Source organism: Pseudomonas sp. AC242 (assembly GCF_979258655.1).
The window spans coordinates 2,187,225-2,204,730 of sequence record NZ_OZ409873.1; the positions used below are offsets into that span (position 1 = coordinate 2,187,225).

Here is a 17,506-nt window from a genome sequence, read left to right on the forward strand (position 1 = left end):
GACCGAGGTGTCTGGCGTTTTCCATCGACCTGAAAGCGCCAGTCGATTATGGATACAGCGCCAGCCGTTAAAGTCGGTGAACCTGCGCAATATCCCCCAATCAGCCCCTCTCCCTGTGGGAGAGGGAGCCGGCCGAGAAGTGGTGCGTCGACTTGTAAGACCTAATCGATTATGGATTCAACGCCAATCGTTCAAGTCGGTGTAACGCTGCAATATCCCCCAATCAGTTCCCTCTCCCCCAGAGAGAGGGCTAGGGTGAGGGGCTTTTGCTTTTACAGCGGCGCAGGCTGAATAATCTCGACCCAGTAACCATCCGGATCCTTGATGAACGCTAGGCTTTTCATGCGGCCATCGCTCAGACGCTTCTGGAAGTCGCAGCCCAGTTCTTCAAAACGCGCACAGGCCGAGACAATATCCGGCACCGAAATGCAGATATGGCCAAAACCACGCGGATCGGTATTGCCGTTGTGATAAGCGAAATCGGCGTCGTTCTCAGTGCCGTGGTTGTGAGTCAGTTCCAGAATGCCTGGAATCGACTTCATCCACTCGGTGCGAGCCGCTGCGTCAGCCGGGATCTGTGCCTTGTCGACCAGCGCGAGGAAGTACAGGCTGAACTCGGCTTCCGGGAAATCGCGCTTCTCAACCAGCGAGAAACCCAGCACGCGAGTGTAGAAGTCCAGGGATTGGGTGATGTCTTTGACGCGCAACATGGTGTGGTTGAAGACGAAGTTGCGGGTTGCGCTGTCTGGGGTGGCAGTGACGCCGGGGAAAGTGTTGAGTTCGTGCAGGCTCATGGGCCCTCCAATAACTATGGGCGAGTGAATGGGCGCAATGATACGCATGCCTGTCGGCATCGCCAAATGAAAGGGCAGGCTTGCCCTGCGTGCGGGCGAGCCTCAGACTTTACCGCTCAATCTGTGAGTGCGCCCGGCAATGATCCGACTGTTCAAATCCCTGTTTGTTTTTTCTTTTTTGTCGCTGGTGGCGGTGTGCGCGTCGGCGGACGAACCGAGCATCACCTGGCCGGCCGGCTGGGAAGTCGAGGCGCTGCCTCCGGTGACGGCACAGGTTTCCCGTCAGCGAGCGGTGAAGAATGATGCCAATGGCAATCAGGTGATGGTGATGGAATTGACCATGACTCAGGTTGAGAAGGGCCACCAGGTCAATTTGCAGGGCGTGCTGCTGGAAATGCGCAAGTCGATACAGAAGGACTTCTTCCAGGGCGGCTACCAAAGCGTCTGCAACAAAGTGCATGCGGCGACGCTGGGTTCTTTGTCGGCGCTGGAAACCACTTGCACGATCACCGAAAACGGTCGGCATGTGTTGTCGCAAACCCTGGTAGCGGCGGTAGAGGCGGACAAGGCTTATGTTCTTTCCTACGCCGGGCAAGCTGAGGTTTATAAGGCGAGCGCAGACGAGATAGTGGCGGCGAGAAACAGCTTGAAACTTTAAGCCGCTGTACTCTTCACGGCGAAGGTTAGATACCCGAAGGGATTAAGTACAAAGTTTAACGTGGGTCATGATCGTAACATCGCGCAGCAAAATGTTTGGCGTCTGGCTCAGCAACGTTACAGAAAACTCGAAACTTCTTCGATGAAATTCATTTCATTTGTTAGATATTGTCAATAAAAAAGCCCTGCATGATGCAGGGCTTTTTTGTTGGCAAGGGATTAACCGCGCAACCAGGAGTCAACGGTGGCAGCACCGTATTGTTCCTTCCAGGCTTTCAGGCCGCGGTGGTTGCCGCCCTTGGTTTCGATCAGTTCACCGGTGTGCGGGTTGTGATAAACCTTGACCACGCGAGCGCGGCGGGTTTTAGGCGCTGCAGAGGTCTGCAGACCGGATTTTGCCGGGTTCGGATCGAGGATGGCGATGATGTCTTTCAGGCCTTTGCCGTAGGTTTTCATCAGCCCCTGGAGCTTTTCTTCGAATTCGATTTCTTTCTTGAGCCCGGCATCGTTCTTCAGCGATTCCAGCTGCTTGAGCTGTTCCTGAAGGGCCTTTTCAGCTGCACGAAATTCAGCGAGTCTGGACAATATCTTTACTCCAATAGTGTGTTTGGCTGATACCAACCGCAAACAAAGCTAATAAGCCAAGAGCCTTGAAGCGACTCGGTGATAAATGGCTCACCTGCCAATCTTGCTCAGGTTGAAAAAATTGTAGTAGTTAATGCGCCAAGAGTAAATCCTGATGTTGTCTTCATGTAACAACAGCGGTCTTTTGTATCAATTTGGTGCGCCTGATCGGGACGCTCGTCTTAATCCGGCTTAGTTAATGGTGAGTTAATGCGCTGATGAACTCCGCGGCCGGCATCGGTTTGCCGAACAGGTAGCCTTGCAGAAAGTTGACGTGATGTGCAGTCAGATAATCGGCTTGCGCCTGAGTTTCGACACCTTCGGCAACAATACCCAGATCAAGCTTGGCCGAGAGTTCGATAATGGTATCGAGAATGTGTCGGGACAGCGCATCGACGCCGATCATGGCGACGAAACTCTGATCGATCTTGAGGAAATCCACATTGAATTTGCGCAAGTAGCCGAGGCTTGAATGACCGGTACCGAAGTCGTCAATCGCGATCTTCACGCCCAGTGCATGCAGTTGCTCGAACAGTTGCCGGGTGATGTCGGTCGGCTCGATCAATTCGCGCTCGGTCAACTCCAACACCAGGCTGACGCTGTCGGGCACGAACGCGGCGAGAAACGCCCGGCAGTCCTCCACCAGTTCCAGATCCTTGCAATGGCTCGCGGTGATATTGATGCCGATATGAAAGGGCGGGGTGAACGTTGATGACAGCGGTCCCAGCAGCGCAGCGGTTTGTTGCATCAAGGCGCGGGTCATCGGCACGATCAACCCCGAATGCTCGGCGAATGGAATAAACAGGTCCGGGCGCACCAGTCCTTCTTTGGGGTGAGTCCAGCGCATCAGCACTTCGGCCCCCGACCACATCTTGCTGTCGCCATGCACCACGGGCTGAAAGTAAGGAATGAATTCGCCTGCCTCGAGCGCCCGAAGCATCTCGTGGCTCGGAGACGTCGAGCGCTTCTGCAAGACATGGCCGATGGCACCCGAGACCACGCCAAAAAAGATCAGCAGACTGAACAGCGGCGGGTATTCATCGGCCATGTAGCGCCAGGTTTCGCCCTCGGGAAATCCCGCAGAAACGCTGAACGCATAACGCGAAGAATCGAGTGTGTGTTGTGCTATCGGCAACGCGGGCAGGGCGCCAGTGTGTACTTTGCCGTCGGCCGACAGCCAGTTGTCGCCCACTTGCAGCACCAGCAACATGTGCCGGCCGATCAGCCGCAGCATATTGCTCAGATGGTAACCGTCGAGTGTCGTCAGGGCGCCGCCGCGACCTTCGCTGAGTCGATAGACCAACAGAGCGGTGTTGGGTGTTACCGGGTTGCCATTCATCAGCCACAACTTGCCCTGGTTGTAGTCGCCCGCGTTGACGGCTTCCTTGAAGTCGCCAAACAACGAACTGCAATAGAGGTTGTCGTCCCACACCAGATTGGTCGAGCGCACGAACGGGCGACGGGTCACTTGCTCGCGCAGGGCGAGTTTGACGTTCTCACAAGTCTGGCCGGCCAGAGGCAGCAATTCACGGGCTGCCTGGGCCGTGTTGTCGAGCATCAATTCGAATTGGCGCAACGCCTCTTCCGCAGTCTGTTGTGAACCTTGTTCCAGCGTGCGTTCGGCCTGCACGTAGAGAATTACGCTGCCCAGCAGCACCGGAAGCAAGCCACTGAACAGTGTGACGACGATGCGGGCGCTGCGTTTGCGGCGGGGTCTGGCGGTCAACGGCATGGGCGCATCCTGTCGCGGTGGAGTGGGGCTCTCGAATGCAGGCCGGATAACGGCGCGCCGCTGAAAATCACATCAGCCAGAAGGGAGGATAGATGGCAGAAGGCGCTTGCGCTGCTCATCAAAGATTCATCCGCGACGCCACTTCGATAAAGGCCAGGGTGGCGGGAGAGGCCTGGCGCTGATCGAGGACGGCAAGTCCGACCTGGCGCTGCACGGCGGGCAACAACGGCTTTTTCACGTAGTGAGACGTTGCTTCCTCCGGCAATGAGCCTTCGGCAACAATCGTGATGCCATCGCCACGGCTGACGGTGTCGAGGGTGCTGAGCAGTTGCGAGCAGCGATAGCGAATATTCGGTTGCAAGCGCGCGGCCATGAACAGCTGCGATACCAGTTCTGAAGAACCCGCCTCGGTGAGCACGAACGGGTCGTCGCACAAGTCCTTGAGAGTCAATGCCGATCGCGCTGCCAGCGGATGACCTACAGGGAGCAGGGCAACCATCTGGTCTTCGATCAGCGCAAACGTGTCGAAGCGATCTTGGGGCAGCACCACAAAACCGATGTCGATCCGCCGCTCTTCGAGCCACTGAGTCACTTGTCGATCCGGTCCTTCATCGATGTGCACCTCGATGCCCGGATGCGCCTCTCGATAACGCCGCAAAATATTGGGCAACAGTTTGATCGACGATGTTGGTCCGAACGAGCCGATGCGCAAGGTGCCGCTTTTCATACCGCGCGCATCGGCGGCTTCCTGACGCAAGGTGTTGGCCAGACCGAGCATCGCGCGGGCGCGCAGCAACAGTTGCTCGCCGATATCGCTGAGTTCCACTGTCGACTGGTGCCGACGCAGCAGCTCGACGCCGAGTTCTTGCTCCAGCGCTTTCATCGCATGGGATACCGCCGACTGTGAAATCCCCAGCCGATGCGCCGCGAGGGTGAAACCGCGCAGTTCGGCGACCAGCGAGAAGATCTCCAGTTGGGTAAGGGTCATGAGTATTTGCTCATTTTACGATGATGGGGAATGAGGTGAATGATACGGCATTCCTCAATTTCCTTGGACTGGAGCGTCATGCGCAACGTTGAGCAGCTACACACAACTTCATCCGACATCGCCGTTTACCTGAATCTGTCGGCGGTCACCATGATCTGGGGCGGGACCTTTGTCGCCGGACGTTTCCTGGCCGGCAGCCTGAGCCCAATGTTCGCCGCCAGCCTGCGCTTCTTGCTGGCCAGTGCGGCGTTGCTGGGCTTTTTGTGGCTGGCGCGGATCCCCTTGGCGCGGCCGACCCCAAGGCAGTGGCTGCAACTGATGCTATTGGGATTCTTCGGGATCTTCTTCTACAACCTGTGCTTCTTTTACGGCCTGCAATACATCAACGCGTCGCGGGCTTCGTTGATCGTCGCGTTGAACCCGGCGGTGATCGGTCTGGCCTCATGGTGGTTGTTCAAAGAACGCTTGAGGCGGGTGAAAGTCGCCGGAATCGCCACCTGTATTGTTGGCGCTGGTCTAGTGATCGTCAGCCGTAATCCGCAATTACTGGCTGCAACGCCTGACGCATGGATCGGTGATCTGTTGATCCTCGGCTGTGTGCTGGGATGGGGTGTTTACTCGTTGTTTTCCCGTGAATTGAATCAGACGCTGGGGCCGGTGCAGACCGTGACGTATTCGATCCTGATCGGCACGCTCATGTTGTGGGTTGTGGCGGCTGTGCGCGGCGAACTGAGCTGGGAGGCGCTGGATGATCTTGGGCTGCCGCAATGGTTGAGCCTGACCTACCTCGGCGTCCTCGGCTCGGCGCTGGCCTACATCGGCTATTACCACGGTATCCGCAAAATCGGCGCGACGCGCAGCGGGGTGTTTATCGCGCTGAACCCGTTGACGGCCGTGGTCTTCGGCGCAGTGTTGCTGGACGAACACCTGACATTGGCCATGTATGGAGGTGGCGCACTGATCCTGACGGGCATTTACCTGTGCAACAAACCCCTTGCACCGGGCGCCAGAAAGCGGATTTTATAGAGAGAGCAGACAAGCCTATTTACGCTGTGTAGAATCGGGTTACGCATACAATAATAATCGTCTTCTGGCAGCAGAAGCCTCGCCCGCAAAAGCCTTGGGTCGACAATGAAGATATTCGGGTTTCAACTGATCTACGGTGACTTTCTCGCCCGCAGTGTGCGTGGCATCTCCTGCGCGCCACCCACCGACCTCACATGACTGACAAATAACCCTGGTTAATTGATAAGAAATGATGAGGTGCCACCATGGCAGATTTATACGAAAACCCAATGGGCCTGATGGGCTTTGAATTCATCGAGCTGGCATCGCCGGTGCCGGGCACCCTGGAGCCGATCTTCGAGATCATGGGCTTCACCAAAGTCGCCACCCACCGCTCCAAGAACGTGCACCTGTACCGTCAGGGCGCGATCAATCTGATCCTCAACAACGAACCCAACAGCGTTGCGTCGTACTTCGCCGCCGAGCACGGTCCGTCCGTTTGCGGCATGGCGTTCCGCGTCAAGGATTCGCAAAAAGCCTACAACCGCGCACTGGAACTCGGCGCTCAGCCGATCCACATCGAAACCGGTCCGATGGAGCTGAACCTGCCGGCGATCAAAGGCATTGGCGGCGCGCCGCTGTACCTGATCGACCGTTTCGGCGAAGGCAGCTCGATCTACGACATCGACTTCGTGTTTATCGAAGGCGTTGATCGCAACCCGGTCGGTGCTGGCCTGAAAATCATCGACCACCTGACCCACAACGTGTATCGCGGTCGCATGGCCTACTGGGCGAACTTCTACGAGAAGCTGTTCAACTTCCGCGAGATCCGTTACTTCGACATCAAGGGCGAATACACCGGCCTGACTTCGAAAGCGATGACCGCACCGGACGGCATGATCCGCATCCCGCTGAACGAAGAGTCGTCGAAAGGCGCGGGCCAGATCGAAGAGTTCCTGATGCAGTTCAACGGCGAGGGCATCCAGCACGTCGCGTTCCTCACCGACGACCTGATCAAGACCTGGGATCAGTTGAAGAAGATCGGCATGCGCTTCATGACCGCGCCGCCGGACACCTACTACGAAATGCTCGAAGGCCGTCTGCCGAACCATGGCGAGCCGGTTGATCAACTGCAATCGCGTGGCATCCTGCTCGACGGCGCCTCGGAGCAGGGCGACAAGCGTCTGCTGCTGCAGATCTTCTCGGAAACCCTGATGGGCCCGGTGTTCTTTGAATTCATCCAGCGCAAAGGCGATGATGGTTTCGGCGAAGGCAACTTCAAGGCTCTGTTCGAGTCGATCGAACGCGATCAGGTGCGTCGTGGTGTGCTAGCCACCGAGTAATCGGCCACTGAAATGAAAAATCCCGGCCTGCAGCGATGCAGGGCCGGGATTTTTTTGAAGATCAAAAGATCGCGGCCCGAGCCTGCGGCAGCTCCTACAGGGAAAATGCATTCCAAATGTAGAAGCTGCCGCAGGCTGCGATCTTTTGCTTTTAAGGACGGCGTTGCCGCGTCAGGTGTTTGAAGCCTTCGAAGATCAGCACCACAACCGCCAGCCAGATCGGAATATACGTCAGCCATTCCCCGGACTTGATGCTCTCACCGAGCAACAACGCCACGCCAAGCAACAGCACCGGCTCAACATAACTCAACAGGCCAAACAGACTGAACGGCAGCAATCGGCTGGCAATGATGTACACCACCAGCGCCGATGCACTGATCAGGCCGAGCAGCGGGATCAGCCACATCAGCCCCGGGTATTGATCAAACACGCCCAAGCCTTGCTCGCCGCCCTGCACAAACCACCAGGCGACCGGCAGCATCAGCGTCATATCCACCCACAATCCGCCGAGGTGGTCGGTTTTCAGGTATTTGCGCAGGACGAAATACAGTGGATAGCCGACCACGACCACCAGTGTCGCCCAGGAAAAACCGCCGACCTGATATAGCTCATTGAGCACGCCCAAACTGGCGAAGAACACTGCAATTTTCTGCAAATAAGACAGACTTTCTCCGTAGGCAATCCGTCCGGTCAGCACCATCGCCAGCGGCAGCAGAAAGTAGCCCAGCGACACGTCGAGGCTGTAGCCGTTGAGCGGCGCCCACATAAACAGCCACAGTTGCACACCGAGCAGGGCAGCCGAGACGCTCAACCCGGCGATCAGTTTTGGCTTTGCCGCGACCACACGAACCAGCTCCAGCACCCGCCGCCATTCCCCGGACACCAGCATGAACACGGTCATGCACGGTACGGTCAGCAGCATTCGCCAGCCGAAAATCTCTACGCCACTCAACGGTGTGAGCAACGAGGTGTAGTAATACATGACGGCAAACAGCACCGAGGCTGAAACCGATAGAGCGATACCTTTAGACAAACTGTCCTCGCGGGGGTTGATGGTCAAACGGGGCGCGAAGGATACGTGGTTTTTGTGCTGAATATTGGGCAAATGCTCAATATTCTTCACACACATTCCCCTGTATAAGCTGCCGCAGGCTGCGATCTTTGATCTCGCCTTTGAAAGTCGAAAGATCGCAACCTGCGGGCGTTCCTCCACAAGCGTAGTCAGTGGCAGGAAAACATCACTGAGCAACCTTCAACGGATTACCGAAGCGCTTGAGGTACATCTCGCCGAACTTGTAAGAGGCATAATCGGTGACGTGACCAATATCACGATAGACCGGCAAACCGTCGACGGTGGTCATGCAGGCGGCGTCTTTGCACTGCACGATTTTCGGGTCAATGACGATCAAGTCGGGATATTCAGCCTTCAGATCATTGAAGAGTTGTTCCAGTACCGGCTCTTTGGCACCTGACCATGGCGCCGTGGCGCAGAGGTTGCTTTGCTCGACACTGCCCATCAAACCGCGCAACTTGACCTGTTGCAGCAGGCAGGTGTTGATCCCCTCAGGCATAGGCAGCGTGTTCTCGAGAAGGACTGGAGTAGCACCGGATTCGACAATGATATCCAGAGCCTTGCGGATCGCTGTGCCGAGACGTTGTCTTGACAGTTCCGGGCTGCGCGGGTCATCGAGTTTGGTGACGATGTCATCGTCGAGATAGGCCTCCCAGAACTGACCCACGATCACATACTTGAAATGCCGCTTCGCGATCATGTCGTAATAGCGTTGAGCGGCGTTGTGGCATTTTTGATACAGCCCGTTGGTGTATTTACTCTCGTCATAGAGGTAGATCCCGGGCAAGGCCAGGCACGCCGGATAGCCCTGTGTGAGCACGGCAAGATTGGCATCCTTGGCCAATGTTTCAACAAAGCCCCAGTAATGATTCGAAAACGAATCGCCCATCAGCAGTATTTGCGGTGCAGCCTGTGCGGCGCCCGATATGCAGCCAGGATCGGCGCCATCGCTGACACCCAGGCATCCCTCGCGAGTGGCCGGAACAGATGCTTTCAAACCGTTGAACACGTCGTTGTAGCCTTGGTTGAAGCGGTTCGGCCAGCCTTCTTGTCTGACGCTGGCCGCGTGGAGCAGCGACAGGCCGATCGCCGGCACGATCATCAGCACGACCAGGGTTTTGGCAAAGCCGAGCCTGGCCTTTCGAAAGCGGTTTTCGATCAACACATAGCAGAGCCAGGCCGTGACGAACGTGGAGACGAAGTAAACGATCGTCATCGGCGGGGTGAGCGCGATGCCCATGTAACTCATCACCGCCAGGATCGGCCAGTGCCACAAGTACAAGGAGTACGAGAGCGTGCCGATAAACACCAGGGGTTTGAACGCAAGCAGTTTTGAAGTGATGCTCGCATCGCCAACACCCTGGAACAGTAGGGCTGCCGTTGCGAGGCACACGGCAATGGCGTGATATCGCGGAAAGCCCGGCAGGATATCTTCCAGGGTGGCGCAGTAGATGATCGTCGCCAGCGAAAGCGCGCAGACCAGCGTGGCGCTCAGGCGATTGAGCCTGAACGTGTCCGTGCTGAAGATGACCGCACAAGAGCCAATCATCAACTCGAAAATTCGCGCGGTGAAGAAGTAATAGTTTTTTTCAGGAGCCGTGTAAGACAGGTACAGGGCGAGCGCGATTGCCGCCAGGGTCAAGCCGAGCACCGCTGCTTTGAAAAGGCTTTTCGCCAGATAACGGTAGAGCAACCAGAGGCCCAGTGGCAGCGCCAGGTACCACTGCCATTCGATGGCCAGCGACCAGGTGTGCAAGAGCGGCAGACTGGCCGCATCGGGCGTGGCGTAACCCGTGGTGACTTTGGAAAAGTACTGGTTGGAGATGATCAGCGACGTGTATTTTTCGCTTTTGAGAAAATCCACATAGTCATCGGGCAAATACAGCAACGTTGTGACAATCAGCGTTACGACCAGCAACGCAATCACGGCCGGTTGCAAGCGCCAGATTCGACGCGTGTAGAACCCCGAGAAAGTGAACGTGCCGTTGTTCAGCGACTTCATGATGATTGCGGTGGTCAGATAACCCGAGATCACGAAGAAGATATCGACGCCAATAAACCCTGACGGGAAGAACGCCAGGCCGCCGTGAAAAATCAGCACCAACAACACCGCGATTGCGCGCAGCCCATCGATATCCGCACGGTAATCAATCGAAGGTTTGCGATCCACCGCAGTTGCGGTCCCTGCCGGCGCAGGAAGCTTATCGGCAAACAGTTTGAACAGCAGCCCGCGCAAAGGCTTCCTGGTTACCTCAACGGGGCGATTGAGCATGTATTAAATCCCTGGTTATTTCTGAACGCTCAATCAAATCATCCGTTTGATCGCGCTTGCTTCAACGAAAAACAGCCGATTGTATCGGCTGTTGCTGGACAAGGGAAAACGCTTAAACCAGATGCGGTTTACGCCCCGACACAAAATGACTGACATCGTTGAACCCCGGCGTCGATGCATGGCCCGGCGTCACCAGCGAATCGATGAAAGCCTCATCTGCTGCGGTGATCTTCACGGTCTGTGCCTTGGTATACGCATCCCATTGCGCTTCGGTGCGCGGCCCGACAATCGCCGACGTCACGGCACTGTTGTTCAACACCCAGGCAATCGCAAACTCCACCATCCCGACGCCGCGCTGTTCGGTGTACTGCTGAATCTGCTGGGCAATGCGCAGTGATTCCACGCGCCACTCGGTTTCCAGAATGCGTTTGTCCTGACGCCCGGCGCGGCTATTGGCGTCCGGCTGCACATCCGGCGCGTATTTGCCGCTGAGCACGCCACGGGCCAGCGGACTGTAGGGCACCACACCCAAGCCGTAGGTTTGCGCCGCGGTGATCTGCTCGGTCTCGGCCTGACGGTTGACGATGTTGTACAACGGCTGGCTGATCACCGGGCGGTCCACGCCGAGTTTATCGGCGATGCGAATCACCTCGGCAATCCGCCAGCCGCGATAGTTCGACAAACCCCAATAACGAATCTTGCCCTGACGAATCAGATCGCCAATCGCCGACACGCTCACTTCCAGCGGCGTGTTGTGGTCTTCGCGGTGCAGGTAATAAATGTCGAGATAGTCAGTACCGAGCCGGGTCAGGCTGGCATCGATGCCATTGAAAATGTGTTTGCGGCTCAAACCGCTGCGATTCGGCACACCGTCCACCGGGCCGAAACCGACCTTGGTCGCCAGCACCCACTCATGCCGATGACGGGCAATCGCTTCACCGACGATCTCTTCGGAACGGCCGTTGGTGTAGACGTCGGCGGTGTCGATGAAATTGATGCCCTGATCCCAGGCCTTGTCGATGATACGCAGCGAATCCTCAGCGCTGGTCTGCTCGCCAAACATCATCGTGCCAAGGGTGAGGGTGGACACCTGCAAGCCCGAGTGCCCGAGTGTGCGAAAGCTCATGCCGAAATCCTTTTGTCGGTGGGAAAGGGTTAATCAAATACCAGAACCGCTGGAGCCGGCAAACAAATTTGTCCAGGAATTACTTTTCAAACCCCACCCGACGGGAGCCGTTCGTCGTGACTGTCAGATCTGACAGTAGGCACGGCGGTAGATGTTCTGGCCTGATTCTGGAGGGTGGCCTCGTTGAAAAGTCCTGGCCTATTCTTGAAATCAGGAGCTCGTTGATGGATACCAAGACTTTGGATGTGGCGTTACCCGCCGACGCCGAGATCAACCTTTACGCGCCGCAACTTCCGGACAGCAATACCTCCGTGGCCGGTGCCGATTGCGGTATCGCCAAGGCGTTCTACGAGCTGCGGCCGAATGGTGCGACAGTCATTATCAATCCGGTGCTGGCGCAGCGGCCGCTGGATACATTTTCAATTCACGTGAACGGAGTAATGCGCGTCGACAGCCAGCAGGCCCAATCCACGGACGACGCAGTGACCCTGCATATTCCCAAAAATTTGCTGAGATCCGATCCGGGTTTCGTCAATGAACTGAGCTATACCGTCACACGCACCACCGGTGCTGAAGAAACCTACGAGCCGCCATTGACGATTCTGTACAACGCCATTCGCCCCGGGATGGAGGACAAGAACGGCGATGAAGGACACTCCGAACTCGAGTTAGGTCTGCCTCGGGATGTGCTGGAAGACGGTATCGATGCCGATCGTGCAGCACAGGGCGTGCAGGTCTGGTTCTCCTATCCCTATTGCCGGCCGTACGACCGGATTGTGCTCAACTGTAACGGTCATGATGTTGAGTGGGAGGTGCATCCGGACGAGGCCCCGGCGACACCGACCAGTACACCCACTCGCATTGGGCGTCTATTGGAAAAAGCCGATCTGGAGGCGGCAGGTGATCATCCCCAGTTCTCTTTCACCTATACGGTGTTCGACCAGATTGGCAACGGAGCCGATCTGAATTCGCCGTGGTCGGCGGCGATCCGCGTTGTTGTCGATCTCAAGGGCACACGGATGGCCGCTCCCGATATTGCCGAAGACCCGGATGACCCGCACGACGCGCCAGATACCATTGACCTGAACAAACTGGGCAACAAGGAACTGACCATCCAGGTGCATGTTCTGGAACCTCTTTGGGCCACCAACGACACTGTCCGCGTGAAATACACCGCGACGCCAGGCAGCGGACCCGTTGTCGCTCATACGGTTGACCAGTTGGTCGGCAGGCTTCCTTTTGTGCACCGGTTGATGATTCCCAATGCCAAGGTCATCGGCGACAGTGTGGTCGCTGTGTTGTATGAGCAAATACGTGGGGGAATCGTTATTGCGACATCAAAAGTTGCGCGGGCACGGGTGATTGTGAAACCGGTTATTTTGGAAGTTAAGAACTCGTCCGGAGCGGACGTGCAAAACGGCGGCACGGTTTCGGACAATAAAGTGGTGTTGTCGGGTTCTGCGCTGGCGGGGATGGTGTTGCGGGTTTTTGATGGTGAGGCGTTTATTGAGGAGATCCAAACCGGATCGAATTATAAGTGGCAGAGCAAGTTGCTGCCGATTGCGGTGGGGCTGCACAGCTTTACCGTGAAGGAAAAAACCGGGAATCAATTTGAATCGGATCCTTGGCGGTTTGAACGTTTGGCGTTGAGCATCGACCGGACGCAAATGGACCTGGACGGGGTCTCGGTGAAGGTGCCGGAATGGCCGAAAACCGGGGAGGATTCGATCGGCAATACGGGTATTCGCGTACCGACGGGTGGGGTTCCGCCTTATGACTTTGCGTCTTCGGATCCGTTGACTGCGCCGGTGACTGCGGCCGGTAAGGTAACGGGACTCAAGCAGGGCGTGGCGACGATATATGTTACGGATCAGGAGGGAGTTACTCTTAATTATCTGGTTGCTGTAACTAATGTTTATTTTCTTAGAATTGACAACCGTCTGTTAACAGCTTCTCAAGCCATAGAATGGCGAGAAAGTCTCGATAACGCGATTCCTGTTTTTGATGCTGCTATTTATGATATTGCGCGAGTATATGGAACGGCACAGCAAGATTCAGGGTACTGGATGTGTAGTAGGAACGGATGTCCGGGCGATTATTCTCCTTTTTATAGGTCGAATGAGGTCTATGTGGGCTGTGAACACATATCGCACACTAATAAATCATGGTGTATTCAACCAGGTTGAATCTACGAGTTTGATTTTTCCATGATACGCAGGACGCTCCGCGTTCGGCGTTATTGACCGTTACCACGCTCTGCGTGGGAATGCCTCAACGGACGCGCCGCGTTTTGTTCAAAAAAAACCATCCCGTTATCGACTGAGCGCTGCACAGCGCTCTTGCAAAAATGCCTGTAGCACCTTGACCCGTTCCGACACCTGCACCCGATGCGGACACAGCAAATTGAACGGCGCAGTTTCCCCGTCCCAACCATCAAACAACGTCACCAACCGCCCGGCGCGGACGTCTTGGGCAATGTCCAGCCAGGCTTTGTAAGCGATGCCATGCCCGGTCAGCGCCCAGCGGCGGGCGACTTCGCCGTCGTCGCTTAAGTAGTCGCCGTGGACTTCCACTTCCAGCGTTTCGTCGCTGCGACTGAAACTCCAGCTGTTGTAGGGCCGGCCATTGCGCAGATAGAGCAGGGCGCTGTGCTCGCTTAATTCACCGGGATGTTGCGGGGTGCCATGGCGCGCCAGATAGTCAGGGCTGGCGCAAGCGACGCGGCGGTGTTGCGGCAGAATTGGCAACGCCACCAGTGTCGAATCGCTCGGCACGCCAAAGCGCAGTGCAACATCGACAGTTTCGCGGAACAGATCGGCATGCCGGTCGTTGAGCAGCAGTTGTAGTCGAATATGCGGGTGTTCACGCTTTAAATCGTCGAGCCACGGCAACAACACGTTGCGCCCGAAGTCCGACGGTGCGGCCAGTTGCAACACGCCGCTCAGGCCTTCGTTTTGCTGCTTGATTGCCTGTTCGCCCTCGGCCAGCGCCGCCAGTGCCAGACGCATGCTTTCAAGATAACGCCGGCCTTATTCAATGTGATTGAGCGGCCGTTGCCGGATGACACGGAGTTGAGCAACATTGCTTTTCGAACCGATGAAGCGGCGGAAACGGTGTTGCCGTGCAAAGGCTTCCTGGTTACCTCAACGGGGCGATTGAGCATGTATTAAATCCCTGGTTATTTCTGAACGCTCAATCAAATCATCCGTTTGATCGCGCTTGCTTCAACGAAAAACAGCCGATTGTATCGGCTGTTGCTGGACAAGGGAAAACGCTTAAACCAGATGCGGTTTACGCCCCGACACAAAATGACTGACATCGTTGAATCCCGGCGTCGATGCGTGGCCCGGCGTCACCAGCGAATCGATGAAAGCCTCATCGGCTGCGGTGATCTTCACGGCCTGTGCCTTGGAATACGCATCCCATTGCGCTTCGGTGCGCGGCCCGACAATCGCCGACGTCACGGCACTGTTGTTCAGCACCCAGGCAATCGCAAACTCCACCATCCCGACGCCGCGCTGCTCGGTGTACTGCTGAATCTGCTGGGCAATGCGCAGTGATTCCACGCGCCACTCGGTTTCCAGAATGCGTTTGTCCTGACGCCCGGCGCGGCTATTGGCGTCCGGCTGCACATCCGGCGCGTATTTGCCGCTGAGCACGCCACGGGCCAGCGGACTGTCATGCCGAAATCCTTTTGTCGGTGGGAAAGGGTTAATCAAATACCAGAACCGCTGAAGCCGGCAAACAAATTTGTCCAGGAATTACTTTTCAAACCCCACCCGACGGGAGCCGTTCGTCGTGACTGTCAGATCTGACAGTAGGCACGGCGGTAGATGTTCTGGCCTGATTCTGAAGGGTGGCCTCGTTGAAAAGTCCTGGCCTATTCTTGAAATCAGGAGCTCGTTGATGGATACCAAGACTTTGGGTGTGGCGTTACCCGCCGACGCCGAGATCAACCTTTACGCGCCGCAACTTCCGGACAGCAATACCTCCGTGGCCGGTGCCGATTGCGGCATCGCCAAGGCGTTCTACGAGCTGCGGCCGAATGGCGCAACCGTCATTATCAATCCGGTGCTGGCGCAGCGGCCGCTGGATACGTTTGCAATTCACGTGAACGGAGCAATGCGCGTCGACAGCCAGCAGGCCCAATCCACGGACGACGCAGTGACTCTGCATATTCCCAAAAATTTGCTGAGATCCGATCCGGGTTTCGTCAATGAACTGAGCTATACCGTCACACGCACCACCGGTGCTGAAGAAACCTACGAGCCGCCATTGACTATTCTGTACAACGCCATTCGCCCCGGGATGGAGGACAAGAACGGCGATGAAGGACACTCCGAACTCGAGTTAGGACTGCCTCGGGATGTGCTGGAGGACGGTATCGATGCCGATCGTGCGGCACAGGGCGTGCAGGTCTGGTTCTCCTATCCCTATTGCCGGCCGTACGACCGGATTGTGCTCAACTGTAACGGTCATGATGTTGAGTGGGTGGCGCATCCGGACGAGGCTCCGGCGACACCGACCAGTACACCCACTCGCATTGGGCGTCTATTGGAAAAAGCCGATCTGGAGGCGGCTGGTGATCATCCCCAGTTCTCTTTCACCTATACGGTGTTCGACCAGATTGGCAACGGAGCCGATCTGAATTCGCCGTGGTCGGCGGCGATCCGCGTTGTTGTCGATCTCAAGGGCACACGGATGGCCGCTCCCGATATTGCCGAAGACCCGGATGACCCGCACGACGCGCCGGATACCATTGACCTGAACAAACTGGGCAACAAGGATCTGACCATCCAGGTGCATGTCCTGGAACCTCTTTGGGCCTCCAACGACACTGTCCGCGTGAAATACACCGCGACGCCAGGCAGCGGACCCGTTGTCGCACATACGGTTGACCAGTTGGTCGGCAGGCTTCCTTTTGTGCACCGGTTGATGATTCCCAATGCCAAGGTCATCGGCGACAGTGTGGTCGCTGTGCTGTATGAGCAAGTACGAGGGGGAGTCGTTATTGCAACATCGAAAGTTGCACGGGCACGGGTGATTGTGAAACCGGTTATTTTAGAAGTTAAGAACTCGTCCGGAGCGGACGTGCAAAACGGCGGCACGGTTTCGGACAATAAAGTGGTGTTGTCGGGTTCTGCGCTGGCGGGGATGGTGTTGCGGGTTTTTGATGGTGAGGCGTTTATTGAGGAGATTCAAACCGGATCGAATTATAAGTGGCAGAGCAAGTTGCTGCCGATTGCGGTGGGGCAGCACAACTTTACCGTGAAGGAAAAAACCGGGAATCAATTTGAGTCTGATCCTTGGCGGTTTCAACGTTTGGCGCTCAACATCGACCGGACGCAGATGAAGCTGGACGGTTTCTCGGTGAAGGTGCCGCAATGGCCGAAAACCGGTGAGGATTCGCTTGGTAATACGGGTATTCGCGTACCGACGGGTGGGGTTCCGCCGTATGACTATGCTTCTTCGGATCCGTTGACTGCGCCGGTGAGTGCGGCCGGTAAGGTAACGGGACTCAAGCAGGGCGTGGCGACGATATACGTTACGGATCGGGAGGGTGAGACAGTTAGTTACCTGGTGGCTGTTACGAATGTTTATAAGCTGCAAATCAGCGACCAGACGCTGGGTTCTCCTGAGGCTGAAGCGTGGAGGAATTCATTGGGAGGCCGTCATACATATGACAGCATCTTTCGTAATGACATTGTTCGAGTATATTCTCCGCCCCTTCGAACAGAGCACGTTTGGACATGTGCTAATTTTGGGCAATGGGGCGCATACATGAGACCTGACTACTCGTTTAATACTATCCTCAGTGCTCGCAGTTGGACCGCCTGGTGTTTACTGGCTATCTGAATAGTTTGATCGTTCCCCCGCTGAGCGTGGGAACGAT

At 56.4% G+C, this 17,506-nt stretch carries 12 protein-coding genes and 2 pseudogenes; 5 read left to right on the top strand and 9 right to left on the bottom strand.

Annotated elements, in window-relative coordinates; translation table 11 throughout:
- Positions 1–272 precede the first annotated feature (272 nt).
- Positions 273–794, bottom strand: coding sequence for a lactoylglutathione lyase (gloA, locus tag ACZZ0A_RS09985; RefSeq protein WP_007912219.1), 522 nt, complete (start codon positions 792–794; stop codon positions 273–275).
- A gap of 139 nt (positions 795–933) precedes the next feature.
- On the opposite strand from gloA, the gene ACZZ0A_RS09990 reads away from it, so the two are divergent.
- A complete protein-coding gene (locus ACZZ0A_RS09990) occupies positions 934–1,452 on the top strand; it encodes a DUF4946 domain-containing protein (protein WP_007912218.1) in 519 nt (172 codons plus the stop codon).
- A gap of 218 nt (positions 1,453–1,670) precedes the next feature.
- Here the strand turns inward: ACZZ0A_RS09990 and ACZZ0A_RS09995 are convergent, their stop codons facing one another.
- The 3 genes from ACZZ0A_RS09995 to ACZZ0A_RS10005 all read right to left on the bottom strand — a co-directional run bounded on the left by ACZZ0A_RS09995 (position 1,671) and on the right by ACZZ0A_RS10005 (position 4,795).
- On the bottom strand, positions 1,671–2,036 hold the full coding sequence (locus tag ACZZ0A_RS09995) for a histone-like nucleoid-structuring protein, MvaT/MvaU family (protein ID WP_007912217.1): 366 nt from the start codon (positions 2,034–2,036) through the stop codon (positions 1,671–1,673).
- Between the two features lie 235 nt (positions 2,037–2,271).
- On the bottom strand, positions 2,272–3,807 hold the full coding sequence (locus ACZZ0A_RS10000; protein ID WP_463542968.1) for an EAL domain-containing protein: 1,536 nt from the start codon (positions 3,805–3,807) through the stop codon (positions 2,272–2,274).
- Positions 3,808–3,925: 118 nt separating this feature from the next.
- Positions 3,926–4,795 (bottom strand): LysR family transcriptional regulator, encoded by an 870-nt coding sequence (locus ACZZ0A_RS10005; protein WP_414915180.1) that lies wholly within the window; start codon positions 4,793–4,795, stop codon positions 3,926–3,928.
- A gap of 78 nt (positions 4,796–4,873) precedes the next feature.
- On the opposite strand from ACZZ0A_RS10005, the gene ACZZ0A_RS10010 reads away from it, so the two are divergent.
- Positions 4,874–5,821, top strand: coding sequence for a DMT family transporter (locus tag ACZZ0A_RS10010; protein ID WP_463542969.1), 948 nt, complete (start codon positions 4,874–4,876; stop codon positions 5,819–5,821).
- Between the two features lie 245 nt (positions 5,822–6,066).
- Positions 6,067–7,143, top strand: coding sequence for a 4-hydroxyphenylpyruvate dioxygenase (hppD, locus tag ACZZ0A_RS10015; protein WP_007912211.1), 1,077 nt, complete (start codon positions 6,067–6,069; stop codon positions 7,141–7,143).
- 151 nt (positions 7,144–7,294) lie between these two features.
- On the opposite strand, the gene rarD is transcribed toward hppD, so the two are convergent.
- From rarD to ACZZ0A_RS10030, 3 genes are all read right to left on the bottom strand, one after another.
- The gene (gene rarD / locus ACZZ0A_RS10020) at positions 7,295–8,176 is read right to left on the bottom strand and encodes an EamA family transporter RarD (RefSeq protein ID WP_414915178.1); all 882 of its coding nucleotides are present in this window, start codon (positions 8,174–8,176) and stop codon (positions 7,295–7,297) included.
- 205 nt (positions 8,177–8,381) lie between these two features.
- Positions 8,382–10,487 carry an acyltransferase family protein gene (locus ACZZ0A_RS10025; protein ID WP_463542970.1) on the bottom strand — a complete coding sequence of 702 codons (2,106 nt, stop codon included), beginning with the start codon at positions 10,485–10,487 and terminating at the stop codon, positions 8,382–8,384.
- A gap of 112 nt (positions 10,488–10,599) precedes the next feature.
- A complete protein-coding gene (locus tag ACZZ0A_RS10030; RefSeq protein WP_007912205.1) occupies positions 10,600–11,613 on the bottom strand; it encodes an aldo/keto reductase in 1,014 nt (337 codons plus the stop codon).
- A 224-nt stretch (positions 11,614–11,837) separates the two neighbouring features.
- On the opposite strand from ACZZ0A_RS10030, the gene ACZZ0A_RS10035 reads away from it, so the two are divergent.
- Positions 11,838–13,799 carry an Ig-like domain-containing protein gene (locus tag ACZZ0A_RS10035; protein ID WP_463542971.1) on the top strand — a complete coding sequence of 654 codons (1,962 nt, stop codon included), beginning with the start codon at positions 11,838–11,840 and terminating at the stop codon, positions 13,797–13,799.
- Between the two features lie 126 nt (positions 13,800–13,925).
- On the opposite strand, the pseudogene ACZZ0A_RS10040 reads toward ACZZ0A_RS10035, so the two are convergent.
- Both ACZZ0A_RS10040 and ACZZ0A_RS10045 read right to left on the bottom strand, forming a co-directional pair.
- A pseudogene (locus ACZZ0A_RS10040) lies at positions 13,926–14,642 on the bottom strand (substrate binding domain-containing protein); the annotation flags it as partial.
- Between the two features lie 246 nt (positions 14,643–14,888).
- Positions 14,889–15,290 (bottom strand): annotated as a pseudogene (locus ACZZ0A_RS10045) (aldo/keto reductase); the annotation flags it as partial.
- Positions 15,291–15,519: 229 nt separating this feature from the next.
- On the opposite strand from ACZZ0A_RS10045, the gene ACZZ0A_RS10050 reads away from it, so the two are divergent.
- Positions 15,520–17,469 (top strand): Ig-like domain-containing protein, encoded by a 1,950-nt coding sequence (locus ACZZ0A_RS10050; protein WP_463542972.1) that lies wholly within the window; start codon positions 15,520–15,522, stop codon positions 17,467–17,469.
- Positions 17,470–17,506: the final 37 nt, after the last annotated feature.